Genomic DNA, 18551 nt, shown 5'->3' with positions numbered 1-18551 from the left:
AACGCGACCGGCGCCCCCGCGCCGGTCGCATTCTTTTGTGGGCTGTTTGGCGGCGCCCCCGCGCCGGTCGCATTCTTTTGTGGGCTGTTTGGCGGCGCCCCCGCGCCGGTTGCATTCTGTTCTTTTGCGGGAAGGCAAGAGGTGACATTTCCAGACCGCGGCTCTGGCCGCATGCATTCTGCCCCGTTGGCCGTTTCCCGGGCCCGGCGGGCCGCTATCCTTCATGCTGGTGGCGGTGCGATCCTGTTCGCAATGCCGACCTTTCTGGACAGGCCCCCGGCTTGCCGGTAAAACCGTCGCTTCCATCCGCGACCGCCTGATATCTTCGCTTTAAACCCCTGAACCCTGGGCTTAAATAACGACCATGCAGACCGTCAACGACATCCGCCAGGCCTTCCTGGACTATTTCGCCGCCAACGGCCATCAGATCGTCTCCTCGTCACCCCTGGTGCCGCTGAACGACCCGACCCTGATGTTCACCAACGCGGGCATGGTCCAGTTCAAGAACGTGTTCACCGGCAACGAGACGCGCGATTATTCGCGCGCCGTGACGTCGCAGAAATGCGTGCGCGCCGGCGGCAAGCACAACGACCTGGAAAACGTCGGCCATACGGCCCGCCATCACACCTTCTTCGAGATGCTGGGCAACTTCTCCTTCGGTGATTATTTCAAGGAACGGGCGATCGAACTGGCCTGGAACCTGGTCACCAAGGAATTCGGCCTGCCCGAGGATAAACTGCTGGTCACGGTCCATACCTCGGACGAGGACGCGGCGACCCTGTGGCGCAAGGTCGCGGGCCTGCCCGATTCCAAGATCATCCGTATCCCGACCTCCGACAACTTCTGGGCCATGGGCGACACGGGTCCCTGTGGGCCGTGTTCGGAAATCTTTTACGACCACGGGGACCATATCCCCGGCGGCCCCCCGGGCAGGCCGGACGAAGACGGCGACCGCTTCATCGAAATCTGGAACCTCGTGTTCATGCAGTTCGAGCAGCTGTCCGCGGACGAGCGGGTCGACCTGCCCAAGCCCTCCATCGACACGGGCATGGGGCTGGAGCGTATCGCCGCCGTCATGCAGGGCACCCACGACAACTACAACATCGACCTGATGCGCAATCTCATCATGGTCTCGGCCGAGGCGTCCGGCGTGGCACCAGACGGCGACCATGCGGTGTCGCACCGGGTCATCGCCGATCATCTGCGGGCGTCCTCGTTCCTGATCGCCGATGGCGTGTTGCCGTCCAACGAAGGCCGCGGCTACGTGCTGCGCCGGATCATGCGCCGCGCCATGCGCCACGCCCATCTGATGGGCTGTGAAGACCCCTTGCTGTACAAGTTGGAGCAGACCCTGGTCGACAACATGGGCAAGGCCTATCCGGAACTGGTGCGCGCCCAGCCGTTGATCACGGAGACCCTGAAGCTCGAGGAAACGCGGTTCAAGACGACCCTCGACCGGGGCCTTAAAATCCTCGACGAGGCGACGGCGGAGATGACCGCCGGTGGCGTGCTCGACGGTGAAACGGCGTTCAAGCTCTACGACACCTTCGGCTTCCCCCTCGACCTGACCGAGGACGCCCTGAAGGACAAGAAGATTACGGTCGACACCGACGGCTTCAACACGGCCATGGAGCGCCAGCGTGCCGAGGCCCGCAAGGCCTGGGCCGGGTCCGGCGATGCGGCCACGGAAACGGTTTGGTTCGGCGTTCGTGACGAGGTCGGGGCCACCGAGTTCTTCGGTTACGACACGGAACAGGCCGAAGGCCAGATCCGCGCCCTGATCGTCGACGGCAAGCGCGTCGGCACGGCCAAGGCTGGCGACGTGGTTCGTTTGGTCGCTAACCAGACGCCGTTCTACGGTGAATCCGGCGGCCAGATGGGCGACCAGGGCGTGATCACAACGGCCGAAGGTGCGCGCATCACCGTGACGGATACCCAGAAGATGCTGGGGGCCCTGCATGTCCATGTCGGCAAGGTCGAGGACGGCACGGTCAATGTCGGTGACGAGGCGCAATTTACCGTCGACGGCACCCGGCGGCGGCAACTGCGCGCCAACCATTCGGCGACCCACCTGTTGCACGAGGCCCTGCGTCGTCACTTGGGTGAGCATGTGACACAGAAGGGCTCGCTGGTTGCTCCCGACCGTCTGCGCTTCGACATTTCCCATCCGAAGGCCGTCAGCGCGGAAGAACTGGCCGTGGTCGAGGCTGACGTGAACGCCCAGGTGCGCGCCAACAATGATGTGCTGACCCGCCTGATGGACCCGGAAAGCGCGGTCGAGGCGGGGGCGCTTGCCCTGTTCGGCGAAAAGTATGGCGACGAGGTCCGGGTTGTGTCCATGGGGCAGCCGGAAGGCGATCATTATTTCTCCACCGAACTGTGCGGCGGCACCCATGTACGGCGCACGGGCGACATCGGTGTGTTCAAGATTATCGGTGAAGGGGCGGTCGCCGCCGGCGTGCGCCGGATCGAGGCCGTGACCGCCGATGGCGCCTTGGCCTATTTCGACGCCCATGAAAAGGCCCTGGCCGAGGCGGCGGCGGTGCTCAAGGTGAAGCCCGAGGACGTGGCGGCGCGGGTCGCCTCCCTGGTCGAGGACCGCAAGCGCCTGGAACGCGAGTTGTCCGACGCACGCAAGAAAATGGCGCTCGGCGGTGGGGGCGGCGGGAACGCGGCCGGCAACGGCAGCGGCGACGTGAAGGACCTGGGCGGCATCAAATTCGCCCCCCGGGTGCTTGAGGACGTGCCCGCCAAGGAACTGAAGGGCATGGCCGACGAATTGATGAAGACGCTGGGATCTGGCGTGGTCGCGTTGGTTAGCGTGACTGAGGGCAAGGCCAACGTGGTGGTCGGCGTGTCCGGCGACCTGACGGAACGCATGAGCGCCGTCGATCTGGTTCGCGCCGGTTCCGCCGCCGTGGGCGGCAAGGGCGGCGGCGGCAGGCCGGACATGGCCCAGGCCGGCGGCCCCGACGGCGCCCAGGCGGGCAAGGCGATCGACGCCATCGCGGCCGCGATCCAGGCCTGAGCAGACCGATGACCCAGAAATTTTCCGGCACCGATACCTTCGTCGCGACCGAAGATCTGCAAGTCGCGGTCAACGCCGCCATCAACCTGGAACGCCCGCTGCTGATCAAGGGCGAGCCGGGCACGGGCAAGACCGTTCTGGCGGCCGAGGTCGCCGCCGCCATCAACGCCCCCCTGATCCAATGGCATGTGAAGTCGACCACCCGCGCACAGCAGGGGCTTTATGAATACGACGCCGTGGCGCGGCTGCGCGATTCACAACTGGGCGATGCGCGGGTCCACGACATCGGCAACTACATCATCCGCGGAAAGCTGTGGGAGGCCTTCGACGCGCCCGAGCGTCCGGTGCTGCTGATCGACGAAATCGACAAGGCGGATATCGAATTCCCCAACGATCTGCTGCTCGAACTCGACCGCATGGAATTCTACGTCTACGAGACCAAGGAAACCGTGAAGGCGACGCGCAGGCCCATCGTCATCATCACGTCGAACAACGAGAAGGAACTGCCGGATGCTTTCCTGCGCCGCTGTTTCTTCCACTACATCCGGTTCCCCGACGAAGATACCATGCGTCAGATCATCGACGTCCATCATCCGGGCATCCAGAAGCGCCTGGTGGCCGAGGCGCTGAACCTGTTCTACGAACTGCGCGACGTACCGGGCCTGAAGAAGAAGCCGTCGACGTCGGAACTGCTCGACTGGCTGAAGCTGCTGATGATCGAGGACATTCCGGCTGAAACCCTGCGTTCCGAGAACAAGAAGGACCTGATCCCGCCGCTCTACGGCGCCTTGTTGAAGAACGAACAGGACGTCCACCTGCTGGAGCGGCTGGCCTTCCTGAACCGCCGCGAGGGCGGCTGAGGCAGCCATGCGCTGTCCTGCCTGCGGCACCAAGTTCAAGAGCTTGTCCAGCTGGCCGCTGGCCGCCGGACGGCCCGTGGTCTGCGGCAATTGCGGCACGGCGAGCAAACGCCTGGGGCGTTGGAAGCCGCTGTTGATTGCCGTCGCGCTTCTGTTCGCCTTCCACCAGATGATCGGCATGTTCGCCCTGACCCTCTCCGGCACGGTTCTGCTGCTGGTCGGCCTGATCCTGCTGTCCATGACCGTGGACGAGGCGACGATCCAGCTGGTTCCAGTCGACGGCCCCGCGCCCGACCCGGAAGACGCACCCAAGGCCTGACACTGTCCTCCCTGGCCCCCGGCGGGCCGGTCGGATAAGCTGGAAGGCACTTGAAGGGTGGCGTCATGAACCTGAACACGATTCTCGATCCTGACCGGCTTCGCCAGTGGCTCGATGCTGCACTCGCGTGGCTTGAGGTTCATCTGCTGGCCGTCGACAACCTTGTCCAACTCAGCGTGATCATCGCGACCTTCATCGCCGCGCGCCTTCTGTCGCCCCGGCTGGAGGCCGTTCTCGACCGGCGGCCGGATCAAGGTTGGTACGCAAGGTTCGGTGCCCCCGTGGCAGCGGCGCTCAAACCCGTGGCCCGGCCAGTGCTGTGGCTGACGGCCTTGTGGTTCGCCGTGTTCGCGGCCAAGGGCGCCGCCTGGCCCCATCACTTGATGGAGGCGGCGGTCTCGCTGCTGACGGCCTGGGCGGTGATCCGCCTGGCCTCCGGCCTGATCCGCAATCCGTTCTGGGCCCGCGCCATCGCCGTGACCGCCTGGACCATTGCCGCTCTTAACCTTCTGGGCCTACTCGACCCGGCCATGCGTACCTTGGACGACATGGCGCTCAACCTGGGTGAATTCCGCCTGTCCGTCCTGGGCATGATCAAGGCGGTGTTGCTGTCGGCCCTGTTCCTTTATCTCGCCTCCGTGACGTCACGGATCGCGGAAACCCGCATCAACGCCTCGGACAGCCTGACACCGTCCATGCGGGTGCTGTTCGGCAAGTTCGCCCGGGTGTTTCTCTATGCGCTGGCCATCGCCCTGGCCCTGGAAAGCGTGGGCATCAATCTGGCGATCTTCGCGGTGTTCGGCGGCGCCTTGGGCCTCGGCATCGGCTTCGGCCTGCAGAAGGTCGTCTCGAACCTGATGTCGGGGGTGATCCTGTTGATGGATCGCTCCGTCAAACCGGGCGACGTGATCGCCGTGGGCGATACCTTCGGCTGGATCAACACCCTGGGCGCGCGTTATGTCTCGGTCATTACCCGCGACGGGACCGAGCACCTGATCCCCAACGAGGAACTGATCTCCCAGCGGGTCGAGAACTGGTCTTACTCAAATTCCATGATCCGCCAGAAGGTGCCGATCGGCATCGATTACGGCGCGGATGTGCACTTGGCGCGGGACCTGGCGATGCGGGCGGCCGACGGGGTCAACCGGGTGTTGAAGGACCCCAAGCCGGTCTGTCACCTGATTGAATTCGGCGACAATGCGGTAATCTTGGAACTTCGGTTCTGGATCGACGATCCGCAAAACGGCGTCGCCAACGTGCGCAGCGAGGTTCAGCTGCGCATCTGGGACCTTTACCACGAACACGGCGTGGTGTTCCCATTCCCGCAGCGTGATCTGCATTTGCGCTCGTCCGTGCCGCTCAAGGTCGAGGTTTCGGCGCCGGACAAGGACTGACCGTCAGCTGATGATTTCGCCGGCGACGTTATCGACGACCACGGGCGATTCGAAATAGGTCAGACGCGGCGGCGAGCCGTAGCGTTCAGTGATCGAGGCGACCCAATCGGCGTTCAATAGGGCATCGGCCTCAGCCCGCGTGCCGAATACATAGGCCCCGCCGCCGGTCATGGTTTCTTCGTTGTACAGGTAGAATTTGCGCAGCAGCCCCGGGGCCCCCAGGTATTTTTGCGAGCTGTCCTGAAAGCGCGCGGTGGCGTCCGCCAGGGTCGTGCCGGGCGGCAGGTCGAAATTAACGACGACGGTGATCATGGATGGGCTCCCGTTTGAATAGTTTGTTATGTGGGCGCTAGCTTATCCGCTCCCCCGGCAGCATAGAAGCAGGATTGGCAGGGGCGGGGTGGCGGGGCTAAGGTGCGGCCATGTTCATCAATTTCTTCCTCGAATTACGGTCGGCCAAGGTGCCCGTGTCCTTGCGGGAATACCTGACCCTGCTGGACGCCATGGACGCCGGCTTGGCCGACTACAGCATCGAGCATTTCTATTATCTGTCCCGCGCCGCCCTGGTGAAGGACGAAAAGAACCTGGATAAGTTCGACCAGGTGTTCGGCCATGTCTTCAAGGGGCTGGAGCAGACGGAACAAGTCGATGTTCAGGACATTCCCGAGGAATGGCTGCGTAAGCTGGCGGAGCGCACCCTGACGCCGGAAGAACGGGCGCAGATCGAGGCGCTGGGCGGCTGGGACAAGCTGATGGAGACGCTGAAAAAGCGCCTGGAGGAGCAGAAAAAGCGCCACCAGGGCGGATCGAAGTGGATCGGCACCGCCGGCACGTCGCCCTTCGGCGCCTACGGCTACAACCCGGAAGGGGTGCGCATCGGCCAGGACGACAACCGCAATTTCCGGGCCGTGAAGGTCTGGGACAAGCGTGAATTCAAGAACCTGGACGATACGCTCGAACTCGGCACCCGCAACATCAAGGTCGCACTCCGCCGCCTGCGCCAATTCGCCCGGCAGGGGGCGCCGACGGAACTGGACCTGGACGGCACCATCCGCAACACGGCCAAAAGCGGCTATCTCGACATCCGCATGGTCCCGGAACGCCATAACGCGGTGAAGGTGCTGTTATTTTTGGATGTGGGCGGGTCCATGAACCCGCACGTGCGGGTAATGGAGGAACTGTTTTCCGCCGCGCGGTCCGAATTCAAGCATCTGGAATATTTCTACTTCCACAACTGCCCATATGAACGGGTGTGGAAGGACAACATCCGCCGGCGCACGGACACGATCCCGACCTGGGAGGTCCTGCACACCTATCCGGCCGATTATAAGATCATCTTCGTCGGTGATGCGTCCATGAGCCCCTACGAGATCGCCTATCCCGGCGGCAGCGTCGAACATTGGAACGAGGAAGCGGGCAGCCTGTGGATGCAGCGCATCCTTAGCGTCTATTCGCGGGCGGTCTGGCTCAATCCCGTGAAAGAGGACTGGTGGGGCCATACCCAATCCGTCGACATGATCCGGCGGCTGATGGGCGGGCGCATGTTTCCGCTGACCCTGGACGGCCTCGACCGGGCGACCCGCGAACTGGTGCGCTAGGGCCGCCCGGTGGGCTGTTTTACTTCTTGGCCTTATCCGCGTCGGCGGCGACCTGCATCTTGATGATCTTGTCCGGATCGACGGGCGGCTCGCCGCGTTCGAGCATGCCGACGAACTTCATGCCGTCCGTGACCTGACCCCAGACCGTATATTGGCCGTCGAGGTGGGCGGTCCGCGCAAAGCAGATGAAGAACTGGCTGTCGGCGCTGTCCGGGTTCATGGCGCGGGCCATGCCGACGGTACCGCGCTTGAACGGCTCGCTTGAGAATTCCGCCGGCAGGTTCTGGCCGCTGCCGCCCATGCCGGTGCCCGTCGGGTCGCCGCCCTGGGCCATGAAGCCGCCGATGACGCGGTGGAACACCAGGCCGTCATAGAAGCCCTCGCGGGTCAGTTCCTTGATCCGCGCGACGTGCTTGGGCGCCAGGTCCGGGCGCAGTTCGATCACCACGCGGCCGTGCGTGGTGTCCATGTAAAGGGTGTTTTCCGGGTCCATGGCTTCGGCGTCGTTCATCGCACCGATCCCCAGGACAAGAGCGAACGCGGCGAAAAGGGACAGCAGACGTTGCATGGAAAAAGACTCCCTTGGATTTCTTGGTGATGGATCAAATCGTTCATATCATCGTCCGGGCGATGGCCCGGACACTCCTTTGATTGTGGCGGTCAATGGTGACGGTTTCGGGTACGGGTTTAGTCGAACAGCTTGTCGATTTCGTCCTGGGTGACGCCCTCGCCCTGAAGCTGCGGACCTTGGAGAAGCTGTTCGTCTTCGGTCTTCTCTTCGTCTTCGATCTCGACGCTTTCGATATGTTCCTTGCCGAAGATCTGGATCAGCGCGTTGACGCGCGATTCCACGTAGGTCACCGATCGGGCGATCTTGGTCACGCGCTGGCCGGTGATGTCTTGGAAGGTGCAGGCCTCGAAGATGTTGGAGGAATTGTTTTCCAACTCGTCCAGAAGGGCCAGGATTTCCGGGTTATCGGTCTTTTCGCGGATCGTGCCGATGGTGTCTGAATTCTGTTCGACCACTTCCATGATCGAGTTGGTGGCCTCTTCCGTGGCCTTGACGATGGCGTCGAGCTGGTCGGACATGTTGTCGAACCGCCCATTACCTTCGTCGGAACGGGTGATTGCGGCCACTTCCTTGCGAACCCGCTGAATGTAATTGAAAAGATTGAGGATTTCTGCCTGAAGCAGCTCCAACTCTTCCTTGGTTTCCATGCGTCGAACCACCCGCCGTTGGCCTGATTTTCATCTTCTATTTTGCCGCATGGTAGCGGCTAAAACGAGAAAATCCATACATTTAGGCGTCTTTGTCCACCTGCTTCCCAGCCGCCCGGAACGCCGACAGGATGCGCCGCGCGGCCTCGCTGGGGCCGACGGCTCCCTCGGCGACGGCAGGTTCCAGGTCCGCCAGGGCCTGCTTTACGGCAGGCGCGGCCCTAAGTTCACCCAACAGGGTTTCGTTGACTTCGTTCCACATCCAGGTCCTGGCCTGCTCGGCGCGGCAGGCGTCGAACCGGCCCGACGATTGCGTTGCCGTGCGGAAGGCTTCGACCGATTGCCAGATATCGTCGAGCCCATCGCCGGTCACGGCGGAGCATTTCACCACCTGAGGTGACCAGTCGGCGTTTTCCGGGCGCAGCAGATGCAGGGCGGAAGTGTAATCCCGCCGCGCCCGTTCCGCCGCCGGGGCCAGGTCGCCGTCGGCCTTGTTGACGACGATCAGGTCGGCCATTTCGACGATGCCCTTCTTGATGCCCTGCAGGTCGTCGCCGCCGCCGGGGGCGAGCAGCAACAGGAACATGTCGACCAGATCCTTGACCGCCGTTTCCGATTGGCCAACACCGACGGTTTCGATCAGCACCACGTCATAACCGGCGGCCTCGACCGCGATGATGGCTTCCCGCGTGCGCCGGGCGACACCGCCCAGGGTGCCGCCGGACGGCGACGGCCGGATATAGGCGTTGCGGGCACGGGCGAGCTTTTCCATGCGCGTCTTGTCGCCCAGGATCGAGCCGCCGGAGCGCGGGCTGGTCGGATCGACGGCAAGCACGGCGACCTTGTGGCCACGGTCGACCAGGGCTAGGCCGAAGGCCTCGATGAAGGTGGACTTGCCGACGCCGGGGATGCCGGTGATGCCGATGCGAATGGATTTTCCGGCCGCCGGCAAAAGCGCGCGGATCAAGGCTTCGCCCTGTATCCGGTGGTCGGCGCGGCCTGATTCCAGCAGGGTGATGGCGCGGGCGAGGGCGCGCAGATCGCCGGCCGCGACCTTGTCTCCCAGGTCGCGGGCCATTGCCTCGGCGGTGGTGTCGGAGGCGGTCAACGGGGATGCGGGCGTCAACGTCCGCCCTTGGTGGGATCGAGGCCGAAGGCTTCAAGCGCCATGGCCTGCAGCTTGATCTTCTGATCGGGGCCCAGGTCGTCGAGAATCTTGGTCTTCTGCTTGCGAACGGCCAGGGCCTGTTGGATCAGCGCCTTGCGATCACCGGTCAGTTTGGGCTTGGACGCCAGTTCTTTTTCCGCTGATTCCAGCGCCTGGCGGGCGGCAACGCGCAGTTCCTCGGCGCTGGCGGGCAGGGCTTCGGGGGCGGCTGCCTGGGGCGCCGTTTTGGCGCGCTGTTTGGCGGCGTCGAGGGTCGAGCGGGCCTTCTTGTCCATGACCACGGACAACAGCGCTTTGGAAAAGACCTTTTTCAGCATGCCGGAACCTTAATCAAGATGTCCGCCGCAACGGCGACGGAGCCAAGACTATCCTATGGCGGTCAGGGCTGACAAAGGGTTAACGCGGGGCCTGGAAATTCAGGCGCCTTAAAGGCGGCTCGGCGCTTCCTGTTCCGTGAAATCGGGAATCCAGCGCAGGAAATAGGGCAGGGCACGGCGGCGCTGTTCCGCGTTCGTGCCGTGGCTTGAGGTGAAGGACTTGAACACGTTGTAGCCGAAGGCGTCCTTGGCGGTCAGGTACACCCAAAGCGCCGTCAGCTCGCCCGAACAGGGGGCCGTGTCCTTGATCAGCGCGTTCAGATGGTCGCGCGCCGCCCCTTCGCGGGCCTGGTTGGAGCCGTATTCCTGCTGCAGCATCTGCTTGACCGCCTGCTGCTCCTCGTCGACCTGTTCCGGATAATATTCGAACAGGGACTTGAGGAAGATGAAATCCTCCATCTTCGGCGGGCTGTAGGTGACCTCGGGCCCGGCGATGGTGTTCCAAAACCCCTTAGCGTGATCCAGATCGCTGGTGTCGGCCACGGCCTCGCGCTCGACGACCTTTTCCTCTTTCTGGAAAAATCCCAGGAAACCGCCGGTCTTCTTGGTCGTCACCTTGGTCTTCGCCGACTTCTGCGGCGGCGGCTTGTCGCTGGTCAAAAAGCGTTCGATATCGCCCAGACCGTCTTCCCACATGCTGCGCACGGGGTTCTGTTTCTTCGGCTTGTCGAAGATTTCACGGAAGGCGCTTTCCTCGAAATTACGGGCCTTCAATTCGTCACCCAAAACCATGATCCGGCGGTTGGTGAAGAACCGGTGCATGAAGTGTTCCTTGATCGCCGTGACCAGATTGTCGCCGAAGCGGGTCGACAGCGGGAAGGGGGTGGGTGTCAGGGTGTGTTGCGGCACGTACCACAGCATGGCGCGCTTGCGCAGGTATTTGCAGATCTGTTCCGTGAAGGCCTCGGTGAAGGGGGTGTCTTCCCAGGGTTTTGAGGGCTTGGCGGCGGCGGCCGGTTTCTTGGCGGCGGGTTTGCCCTTGGCGGGTTTTCCCTTTGCGGCCGCGGGCTTGGCATCCGCCCCTGCCGGGCGTTTCTTGCGCCGTTTTTTGCGACGCGGAGCATCGCCGCTTGATGCCTTGTCGAAGGCTTCCAGAAGTTCCGACGCGCGGATGCGCGCCCGCTGGGTGAATTCCGGGTCCTTCAACTGGCCGCAGGCCTCAAGGAAGGTCAGGGTCGTCTGGGTCGCCTGGGCCACCTCGGGCTGCACCTTGCCGCCGGCATTGGCCTTCAGCTCCTTGACGATGCCGTCCACGGCGTCGTCGACAGCCGTCATCAGCGTCGCCTTGTCCGTGTCGGGCGATAGGCCGGCCAGCGCATTGATGATGCTTTGCGTGCTCAAACGATACCTCTGGACCGCCCGGTGAACCCCAATACCCGCCCGGCGGTCGACTTCCCAAAAAAACACTCGACCGATCTATGTCGGCCTTTAGTAGGTGCCACGAAATTGGTTAATACCTACCTAATCTTAGACCCTTTGCGCAAGAAGGGCGGCACGCCGCGGCGCGGATTTATTGGACCGAATACAGGGCGCGGGACTGTTGTCCGCGTATTTTCATGGAATATTGCGTGAGTTTGCCCGCGTTTGGCCTTAAGCCTATGAACGCAGGGACAGTGACGAAATAAAGGAGAGGGAAGGCCCCCATCATGAAACGTGAACGCCGCGCGAAGATCGTCGCGACCCTAGGCCCTGCGACGTCCAGCCAGGAAGCCATCGAAAAGCTGTTTGAAGCCGGCGTCGATGTGTTCCGCATGAATTTCTCCCACGGCACGCACGCCGATCATCAGAAAATCCACGGCATCGTGCGCTCGCTGGAGCGCAAGTACCACCGCCCCGTGGGCATCCTGCTCGACCTTCAGGGCCCGAAATTGCGGGTCGGCGACATCGACACGGGATCGGCCGAGCTGGAAGTCGGCCACAAGTTCCGCCTGGACCTGGACAAGACGCCCGGCAACCACCGCCGCGCGCCCCTGCCGCATCCGGAAATCTTCGCCGCCCTTGAGGTCGGATCGACGCTGCTGATCGACGACGGGCGCATCCGCCTCAAGGTTCTGGAGTGTTCCAAGGAACATGCGGAATGCGAGGTCGAGATCGGCGGCACCCTGTCCAACCACAAGGGCGTCAACGTGCCCAGCGTGATCCTCGACGTCTCGCCGCTGACCAAGAAGGACCGCGACGACATGCGGTTCGGCCTCGACCTCGGCGTCGAATGGGTCGCGCTCAGCTTCGTGCAGCGGCCCGAGGATCTGGCCGAGGCGCGCAAGCTGGTGGCCGGGCGGGCGGCGATCATGTCCAAGCTGGAAAAGCCGGCGGCGCTGCTGCATCTGGAGGAAATCGTTCACCTGTCCGACGCCATCATGGTGGCGCGGGGCGACCTGGGCGTGGAATGCCCGACCGAGGACGTGCCCGTGGCGCAGAAGCAAATCCTGCACCTGTGCAAGCTGGCGGGCAAACCGGTGATCGTGGCGACCCAGATGCTGGATTCCATGGTCCATGCGCCGACCCCGACCCGGGCCGAGGCCTCCGACGTGGCGACCGCCATCTACGACGGCGCCGACGCGGTGATGCTGTCGGCGGAATCGGCGGTCGGCGATTATCCGACGGAAACCGTCGCCATGATGGACCGCATCATCAAGCGCGTGGAACAGGACGAACATTACCGCCAGATGCGCGACCGCCGGCGCGGCGGCCATGACGCCACGGCGGCCGACGCCATCACCGTCGCCGCCTGTCAGGTGGCGGAAACCATTTCGGCGGCGGTCATCGTGACCTTCACCACCACGGGCTCGACGACGCTGCGCTGTGCCCGCCTGCGGCCGGCGACGCCGATCCTGGGGCTGACGCCCAAGCGCGAGACCGCGCGCCGCCTGGCGCTGTGCTGGGGCGTGCATTCGGTGCTGACCGAGGACATCCACTCGTTCCGCGACATGGTCTCCAAATCCGTGGCCGAGGCCCAGAAAGACGGCTTCGCCAAGAAGGGCGACCCCATCGTCGTCACCGCCGGGGTGCCCTTCGGCACGCCGGGGGCGACCAACATCCTGCGCATCGCCTGGGTCGAATAACCGGCACGGGCGCCGCGACCCGCTTTCCTTCCACCATAGGCCTAAACGACCATCCCCATGCTCTATCAACTGTTCTCCGTCATCGCGCCGGTCCTGACCTGCGCCGTCATCGGTTATGTCTGGCGCAAGCAGGGCCGCCCCTACGACACGTCGCTGGTGACGACGCTGGTGACCAACATCGGCACGCCCTGCCTGGTGTTCTTCACCCTGATCGACACCAAGATCGAGGCCGATGCCTTCCTCACCATGGGGGCGGCGACCTTCACCACCATGGTCGCGTTCTATGTTTTCTATTTCGTGTTCCTGAAGGCCATGAAACTCAGCCAGAAGGCCTTCCTCTCGGCCCTGGCCTACGGCAACACGGGCAACATGGGCCTGCCGCTTTGCCTGCTTGCCTTCGGCGATCACGGCCTGGCGCTGGCGATCGCGTACTTCACCGTCAACGTGCTCTGCCTGTTCACGGTCGGCGTCGCGGTGCCGGCGGGGGCGACCTCGCCCGGCGCCCTGCTGCGCCTGCCGATCCTCTACGCCGCCCTGGCGGCCCTGGTGGTCATGGTCATGGGCTGGACCGTGCCGGCCCCCATCGTCAACACCACGCGCATTCTCTCAGGATTGACCGTGCCGCTGATGCTCATCACCCTCGGCGTGTCGCTGGCGGGCCTCGGCGTGAAGAAACTGCCGCAGGCGGTGTTGCTGTCGGTCATGCGTCTCGGCGTCGGCTTTCTGGTCGGCTGGGGGACGGCGGAACTGTTCGGCTTCGAAGGGGTGGCGCGCGGCGTGCTGATCCTGCAATGCGCCATGCCCGTCGCCGTGTTCAACTTCCTGTTCGCCGAACGCTACAACAACCAGCCGGAGGAAGTCGCCGGCATGGTCGTGATCTCGACCGTCCTGTCCTTCGCGACCTTGCCGTTCCTGTTGGCGTTCGTGATGTAAGGGCGGGGAGCTGGCTGCTAGCAGCCCAATCTGTTCCTGAGTACGACCACTTTCGTGCGGGACACGGTAAAAGGGGCGTCGTATCCGTCGATATGGGCGACCCATTGGCCGGTCGACCGCCGCTGCAGTTTCTGCACGGCGTGAAGCTGCAGGACGACGCTGCGGTGCACGCGCATGAAATGGCTTTCCGGCAGGATGTTCTCCCACCATTTCAGGTTTCGGGCGTCGAGCACCTGATCGCCGTTGGTCAGGAAGAACCGGGTGCTGTCGCGTTCCGCCGCGCAGGCGACGATATCGCCGATATGGGCACCGACGATCCCGCGCAAGGACTGGAAATACAGAAACTCTTCCGGTGTTTCCGCCGCGGCCACGTTCCCCGCCCCGGAGATGACCCGGGCACCGAAACTTGCACAGGCGAGCAGGTCGGACAGGCGCGACAGTTCCTGCACCTCGTCGGCGCCCCAGCGGCAGCGTGTGCGGGTCATGTCCAATCCCATGATCCCGCGCAGTCGACCTTCGAACCGCATGGGCACACCGACCGTGCTTTTGGTGTCCTGCAGTTGCAGCTTGGTCTGCAGGGCGCGCATGGATTTCGGCATGGCGTCCACGTCGTGGACCACGACCGGATGGCCGCCGCGCATCAGCCGGTGCATTTCGCCGAGCGCCGTGCTGGGAATGTCCAGGTTGTCGACGTTATGGGTCGTGATGCCGCCGCGGCACCATTCGTTGGTGTCGCGGAAGGCGGACAGGTTGTTGTTGTAGCTGACGGTCCAGGCCCGGTCGGCGTCGAACCGGCGTCCGATCAGCTCCAGCGCCGGAAGCGCGGTTTTCTCGATGGGGCCTTTCAGAAGTTCCTTGGCGACGGCGAGGACGCAATCCCCCGATCCGGCGGTGCCGGCGGGCAGGTCGCCCAGCGCCGGCCATACGTCCATGCCGGGATAGCCGCTTTTCCGTAACGAACTGACCGACTTGTCGTTGTTCGACACAACCGCCATGCCGTCGTCGTACCCCCAGCTTGCGCTTTTGTCGTGGATACGGGCACGGTGGCGCCGTCTCCGGGAACCTTCCGGAGTTATAGACAATCCTGTTCGCCGATGGGAAGGGGGACGGGCGCCGCCCCAGCTCACCGATAGGCCGCCATCGATCCGTCGGGGCGCACGACCCAGACCGATCCGTCGGCGCCGACGGACAGCGCCGCGACCTTGCCCCGGGAGTCGACGCCTTCCCATTTGTCGCCCTTGGACAGCCGGTACAGGGTGTCCGCCCCGCCGATGTGCCACACCGATCCGTCGGCGCCGACGGCCACTTCCTTGGCCTCGCCGGGGACGCTCGCCCATTTCCCGTTCCGGAAGCGGTAGATGCGTTTGTTGGTGCCGACGGCCCAGGCGAGGCCGCCCTTGGCGCCTGCGATGCGGGCGATGGTGCCGTCCACGCGCTGCCAGCCCCCGTTGGGCGTGTCGTGATAGACCGACCCGTTGCCGCCGACATGCCATTTGCGGCCGTCGGGGCTGACGGCGATGTCGCTGGCCCAGCCGGGGACGTCGCGCCAATTGCCGTCGACGACCTCGCGCATCTTGCCGTTGGTCATCAGGACGAAGGCGCGTCCCGGCACGATGGACGCGGCGACGCGGGCGACCCCGCTTTTCTCCACCTGTTTCCAGGCGCCCTTGCCGCCGCTCATCACGTAAAGCGACCCGCCGCCGCCGACGTGCCAGACGTCGCCCGCCGGGCTGACGCTGATGTCGCTGGCCCGGCCGGCCACGTTGCCCCAGCTTTTGGGTTTGTTGGCATTCGCGTGATTGATCGCGTTCTGATCGACGACCGTCGTGATGGTGGGATCACCGACGATGATCGTCGTGACGGTGATGCCGCCGCCGATGTCCTTCGTCGTGGTGGTGTCCTTGACCATGCCCGGTTCGGCCAGGGGCGGGCGGAACGGGGCGTAGGCGACGATCTGGCCGTTCGATCGGCGGGCCCACAGGCTGCCACCCGGCCCGGCGGCGATGTTGGCGATGTTGCCGGCGTCCATTTGCTTCCATTTGCCGTCGCCGACCATGCGGTAGAGCGTGTTGTTGCCGCCCACGTGCCAGACGACCCCGCCGGGGCCCACGGCGATGTCGTGGGCCGTGCCGGGCACGTTGGACCAGGACTTTCCGCCGGTATGGCGGTAGATATTGTCGTCCGTGCCGATGACCCAGGCCTCTCCGCCGGGCCCGGCGGCGATCTGCTTGGCCGACCCGGTAACCCGCTGCCAGCCGCCGCCGGTGCTGCGGTAAATCGAATTGTTGCCGCCGATATGCCATTTCACGCCGCCGCCGTAGGCGATGTCATAGGCCTTGCCGTCGATCCGGGTCATCCTGCCGGCGACGATCTGGCGCATGGAGCCGTCGTCCATCAACAGGAACGCGCTGCCCGGCCGCTCCATGGGCGCGACCTGGGCGACGCCGCCGTCGGCGACCTTCTGCCATTTGCCGTCCTTGTCGGCGATGATGCGGTACAGCGACCCGCCGCCGCCGACGTGCCAGACCTCGCCGTTGGCGCCGGCGCCGATGGCGGCGGCCGTGCCGGGCAGGCCGTACCAGCGGGCCAGCGAGGGATCGAAGGCATGGGGGTTGAGAGCCTTGTCGACCGCTTCCCGGATATCCGCCAGCGCCTTCGCGTTCGGGGCGATTTCGCCGCTCACGGCCATGGCCCAGAAGGTGTGAATCTCCCCGGCCTTGTCCTTGTTCTGCGACAGCCGTTTGAGATCCGTCGAATCCGACTTGGCCTGGATCAGCAGGCGTTCCAGCTTGGGCCGCGCGTCGGCCTTGGCCAGACCCTTCTCCAGCTCCGCCTGCAGCACCATGGTGGCGACCTGAATGACGATCTGCGGGCCCACCGACGTCAGCAGCGCACCACCCATTTTCAGGTTCGACAGGCTGAATTTCAGGCCCGCCTTGCCCGTCTTGGCGAGGTTCTTCGCGGCCTTGGCGACGTCATCGGCGAGATCGTCCGCGAAATCCAATTCTATGGGATCTATAGAGGTTCGGTTGGTGAATATCTTGTGAGCCAGCTTCATGGCCGGCGTGTCGCCGCTGCTTCCCGTAGAAATCACGTTGGCGGCAAATCCGGCCAACACGGAGGGCGTGGTCGCGGCCCCGGTCAGGATGGCGCCGGCGACCCGCATCGTGAAGTCGGGCGGCATGGGCGTCTGGTCGGAGAACAGGCCCAGCATCGCCGGCGCCCCGCCGAAGGCCCCCGCGTTCTTGCGCCGGTCAGTCAGGATCAATTCCTGCGCCTTGGCCCAGTTGTCGTAGGCCTTGAGGGCTTCCTGCGCGGCGAAGATGCGCCGGTTCTGGATGTATTTCTCAAAGGCGGCGATCAGGCGTGCTTCGGGGCTGCCGGGGGGTACGCGGCCGTCGATCGCCATGTTGAGGATGTGGTCCAGCACCGCCGTGACCAGGGGCAGGTTCTGGGTCGGGTCGGTCTTGATGTCTTCCCAGGCCTGACGCTTGGCATCGCCCGCCGACAGGCCGATCTTGGCACCCTGGCTGACCGCCGCCTGTTCGATGGCGCGGCGTTGCTGGATCAGCTTGAGCGCGACCTCGGCCGCGCCGTCGAAGCCGAACAGGCCCGGATTAAAGAAATCGCTGGCCTTCCATTGAAAGGCCAGGGGCTGACAGGCCTGGGGGCTGTTCACGGCGGAGATCGTGCGCTGCGCGCCCTTGGGGCAGACCCAGCAGCTGCCGCCGTTGATGGGGTCCCAGAACGCGTCCGCGCCGTGGATCTTGCAGCCGAAACCGGACACCTTGGTCGCGGGCTTCAGGTCCATCAGGCGGCGGCCGCAGGCCTTGTTGGTGGTGACGGCGGGGAGGATCGTGCGTTCATACCCGGTCGGGCATTGCCAGCAGGTTCCGCCGCCGATGGGGTCCCAGAACCCGCCCTTTTCGCCGCAGGCGGCGGACACGAAGCTTGCCGCCCGGTATTCGACGATCTGGGCCTTGGTCACATCGACGTTGAGGCGCGAACACGAATTGCTTTCGTTGACGGCGTTCATGTTGCGGCCAAAGCCCGAGGGGCATTTCCAGCATTCGCCCTTGTTGCGCGGGTCGAAAAAGCTGCCGGACGGGCAGGCCGAGGACGACGCCAGCTTGCTGGCCGACTTGTAGTCGCTGAAGATCGGCTTATCGCCGGCGAACTTGAAGCAGGCTTCCTCGGTGTTGACGGCGGCGGTGCCGCGCGCGTAGCCGCTCGGGCAGCGCCAGCAGCCGTAGGTCGTCGCGCCGATGTCGGCGAAGGAATTGGCCGGGCAGGTGGATTTCGGCGTGCCGACTTTCTTGGCCGCCGTCCAGGCGCAGGGCGCCGTCAACTTGCCGTCCTTGCCGACGCCGCCGCAGACGGCTTCGGCCCGCGCCGAAGTGGGGGCGGCGGCCAGGCCGGCCAGGGCTAGTACCAAGTAAATCGCCAGAACGCGCAACATGTTCATGTTCACCCATCGATGCTGTTTGCTGTTTCCCGGAACTTGCGCCCGGATATGGGGGCGACGGTAAGGGCCCTGTTTCAGCGGCACCAACGTGAAACCGACGAATTGCAGCTATATCCGACGAACGTCCCG

15 protein-coding genes are annotated in these 18551 nt (G+C 64.4%); 7 read left to right on the top strand and 8 right to left on the bottom strand.

Annotated elements, in window-relative coordinates:
- Positions 1-364 precede the first annotated feature (364 nt).
- The 4 genes from alaS to KFF05_12150 all read left to right on the top strand — a co-directional run bounded on the left by alaS (position 365) and on the right by KFF05_12150 (position 5601).
- Positions 365-3028, top strand: coding sequence for an alanine--tRNA ligase (gene alaS, locus KFF05_12165; GenBank protein ID UTW50701.1), 2664 nt, complete (start codon positions 365-367; stop codon positions 3026-3028).
- A gap of 8 nt (positions 3029-3036) precedes the next feature.
- On the top strand, positions 3037-3888 hold the full coding sequence (locus tag KFF05_12160; GenBank protein ID UTW50700.1) for a MoxR family ATPase: 852 nt from the start codon (positions 3037-3039) through the stop codon (positions 3886-3888).
- Positions 3889-3895: 7 nt separating this feature from the next.
- A complete protein-coding gene (locus tag KFF05_12155; protein UTW50699.1) occupies positions 3896-4207 on the top strand; it encodes a hypothetical protein in 312 nt (103 codons plus the stop codon).
- A gap of 65 nt (positions 4208-4272) precedes the next feature.
- On the top strand, positions 4273-5601 hold the full coding sequence (locus KFF05_12150; protein UTW50698.1) for a mechanosensitive ion channel: 1329 nt from the start codon (positions 4273-4275) through the stop codon (positions 5599-5601).
- A gap of 3 nt (positions 5602-5604) precedes the next feature.
- On the opposite strand, the gene KFF05_12145 is transcribed toward KFF05_12150, so the two are convergent.
- Positions 5605-5913: a YdhR family protein gene (locus KFF05_12145; GenBank protein ID UTW50697.1), complete on the bottom strand. Its 309-nt coding sequence runs from the start codon at positions 5911-5913 to the stop codon at positions 5605-5607.
- Positions 5914-6023: 110 nt separating this feature from the next.
- Between KFF05_12145 and KFF05_12140 the strand changes: the two genes are divergently transcribed.
- A complete protein-coding gene (locus KFF05_12140) occupies positions 6024-7199 on the top strand; it encodes a VWA domain-containing protein (protein ID UTW50696.1) in 1176 nt (391 codons plus the stop codon).
- A 19-nt stretch (positions 7200-7218) separates the two neighbouring features.
- Here KFF05_12140 and KFF05_12135 read toward each other — a convergent pair whose 3' ends face one another.
- From KFF05_12135 to KFF05_12115, 5 genes are all read right to left on the bottom strand, one after another.
- Positions 7219-7767, bottom strand: a complete 549-nt coding sequence (locus tag KFF05_12135; protein UTW50695.1) for a peptidylprolyl isomerase — start codon at positions 7765-7767, stop codon at positions 7219-7221.
- A gap of 119 nt (positions 7768-7886) precedes the next feature.
- On the bottom strand, positions 7887-8417 hold the full coding sequence (locus KFF05_12130) for a protein phosphatase CheZ (GenBank protein UTW50694.1): 531 nt from the start codon (positions 8415-8417) through the stop codon (positions 7887-7889).
- A gap of 82 nt (positions 8418-8499) precedes the next feature.
- Positions 8500-9495: a methylmalonyl Co-A mutase-associated GTPase MeaB gene (gene meaB / locus KFF05_12125; GenBank protein ID UTW53689.1), complete on the bottom strand. Its 996-nt coding sequence runs from the start codon at positions 9493-9495 to the stop codon at positions 8500-8502.
- A gap of 44 nt (positions 9496-9539) precedes the next feature.
- On the bottom strand, positions 9540-9902 hold the full coding sequence (locus KFF05_12120) for a hypothetical protein (protein UTW50693.1): 363 nt from the start codon (positions 9900-9902) through the stop codon (positions 9540-9542).
- Between the two features lie 108 nt (positions 9903-10010).
- Positions 10011-11303 (bottom strand): hypothetical protein, encoded by a 1293-nt coding sequence (locus KFF05_12115; protein ID UTW50692.1) that lies wholly within the window; start codon positions 11301-11303, stop codon positions 10011-10013.
- Between the two features lie 305 nt (positions 11304-11608).
- On the opposite strand from KFF05_12115, the gene pyk reads away from it, so the two are divergent.
- Positions 11609-13024, top strand: coding sequence for a pyruvate kinase (pyk, locus tag KFF05_12110; protein ID UTW50691.1), 1416 nt, complete (start codon positions 11609-11611; stop codon positions 13022-13024).
- A gap of 57 nt (positions 13025-13081) precedes the next feature.
- The gene (locus KFF05_12105; GenBank protein ID UTW50690.1) at positions 13082-13957 is read left to right on the top strand and encodes an AEC family transporter; all 876 of its coding nucleotides are present in this window, start codon (positions 13082-13084) and stop codon (positions 13955-13957) included.
- A 17-nt stretch (positions 13958-13974) separates the two neighbouring features.
- Here KFF05_12105 and KFF05_12100 read toward each other — a convergent pair whose 3' ends face one another.
- Together KFF05_12100 and KFF05_12095 are read right to left on the bottom strand one after the other, a co-directional pair.
- The gene (locus tag KFF05_12100; protein UTW50689.1) at positions 13975-14952 is read right to left on the bottom strand and encodes a GAF domain-containing DNA-binding protein; all 978 of its coding nucleotides are present in this window, start codon (positions 14950-14952) and stop codon (positions 13975-13977) included.
- Positions 14953-15080: 128 nt separating this feature from the next.
- The gene (locus KFF05_12095) at positions 15081-18422 is read right to left on the bottom strand and encodes a hypothetical protein (GenBank protein UTW50688.1); all 3342 of its coding nucleotides are present in this window, start codon (positions 18420-18422) and stop codon (positions 15081-15083) included.
- Positions 18423-18551 lie beyond the last annotated feature (129 nt).

It is taken from the genome of bacterium SCSIO 12827, from assembly GCA_024397995.1.
GTDB lineage: Bacteria > Pseudomonadota > Alphaproteobacteria > Rhodospirillales > Casp-alpha2 > UBA1479.
The sequence above is the reverse complement of the archived record's forward strand: the minus strand, read 5'-3'. Positions and strand labels throughout refer to the sequence as shown.

What these genes read in the sequence shown, in the direction of transcription:
- KFF05_12145 (UTW50697.1), bottom strand. Translation starts at nt 5,913, where the DNA reads ATGATCACCGTCGTCGTTAATTTCGACCTGCCGCCCGGCACGACCCTG.
- KFF05_12100 (UTW50689.1), bottom strand. Translation starts at nt 14,952, where the DNA reads ATGGCGGTTGTGTCGAACAACGACAAGTCGGTCAGTTCGTTACGGAAA.
- KFF05_12135 (UTW50695.1), bottom strand. Translation starts at nt 7,767, where the DNA reads ATGCAACGTCTGCTGTCCCTTTTCGCCGCGTTCGCTCTTGTCCTGGGG.
- KFF05_12130 (UTW50694.1), bottom strand. Translation starts at nt 8,417, where the DNA reads ATGGAAACCAAGGAAGAGTTGGAGCTGCTTCAGGCAGAAATCCTCAAT.
- meaB (UTW53689.1), bottom strand. Translation starts at nt 9,495, where the DNA reads ATGGCCCGCGACCTGGGAGACAAGGTCGCGGCCGGCGATCTGCGCGCC.
- KFF05_12150 (UTW50698.1), top strand. Translation starts at nt 4,273, where the DNA reads ATGAACCTGAACACGATTCTCGATCCTGACCGGCTTCGCCAGTGGCTC.
- KFF05_12120 (UTW50693.1), bottom strand. Translation starts at nt 9,902, where the DNA reads ATGCTGAAAAAGGTCTTTTCCAAAGCGCTGTTGTCCGTGGTCATGGAC.
- KFF05_12105 (UTW50690.1), top strand. Translation starts at nt 13,082, where the DNA reads ATGCTCTATCAACTGTTCTCCGTCATCGCGCCGGTCCTGACCTGCGCC.
- KFF05_12155 (UTW50699.1), top strand. Translation starts at nt 3,896, where the DNA reads ATGCGCTGTCCTGCCTGCGGCACCAAGTTCAAGAGCTTGTCCAGCTGG.
- KFF05_12095 (UTW50688.1), bottom strand. Translation starts at nt 18,422, where the DNA reads ATGAACATGTTGCGCGTTCTGGCGATTTACTTGGTACTAGCCCTGGCC.
- pyk (UTW50691.1), top strand. Translation starts at nt 11,609, where the DNA reads ATGAAACGTGAACGCCGCGCGAAGATCGTCGCGACCCTAGGCCCTGCG.
- KFF05_12160 (UTW50700.1), top strand. Translation starts at nt 3,037, where the DNA reads ATGACCCAGAAATTTTCCGGCACCGATACCTTCGTCGCGACCGAAGAT.
- alaS (UTW50701.1), top strand. Translation starts at nt 365, where the DNA reads ATGCAGACCGTCAACGACATCCGCCAGGCCTTCCTGGACTATTTCGCC.
- KFF05_12140 (UTW50696.1), top strand. Translation starts at nt 6,024, where the DNA reads ATGTTCATCAATTTCTTCCTCGAATTACGGTCGGCCAAGGTGCCCGTG.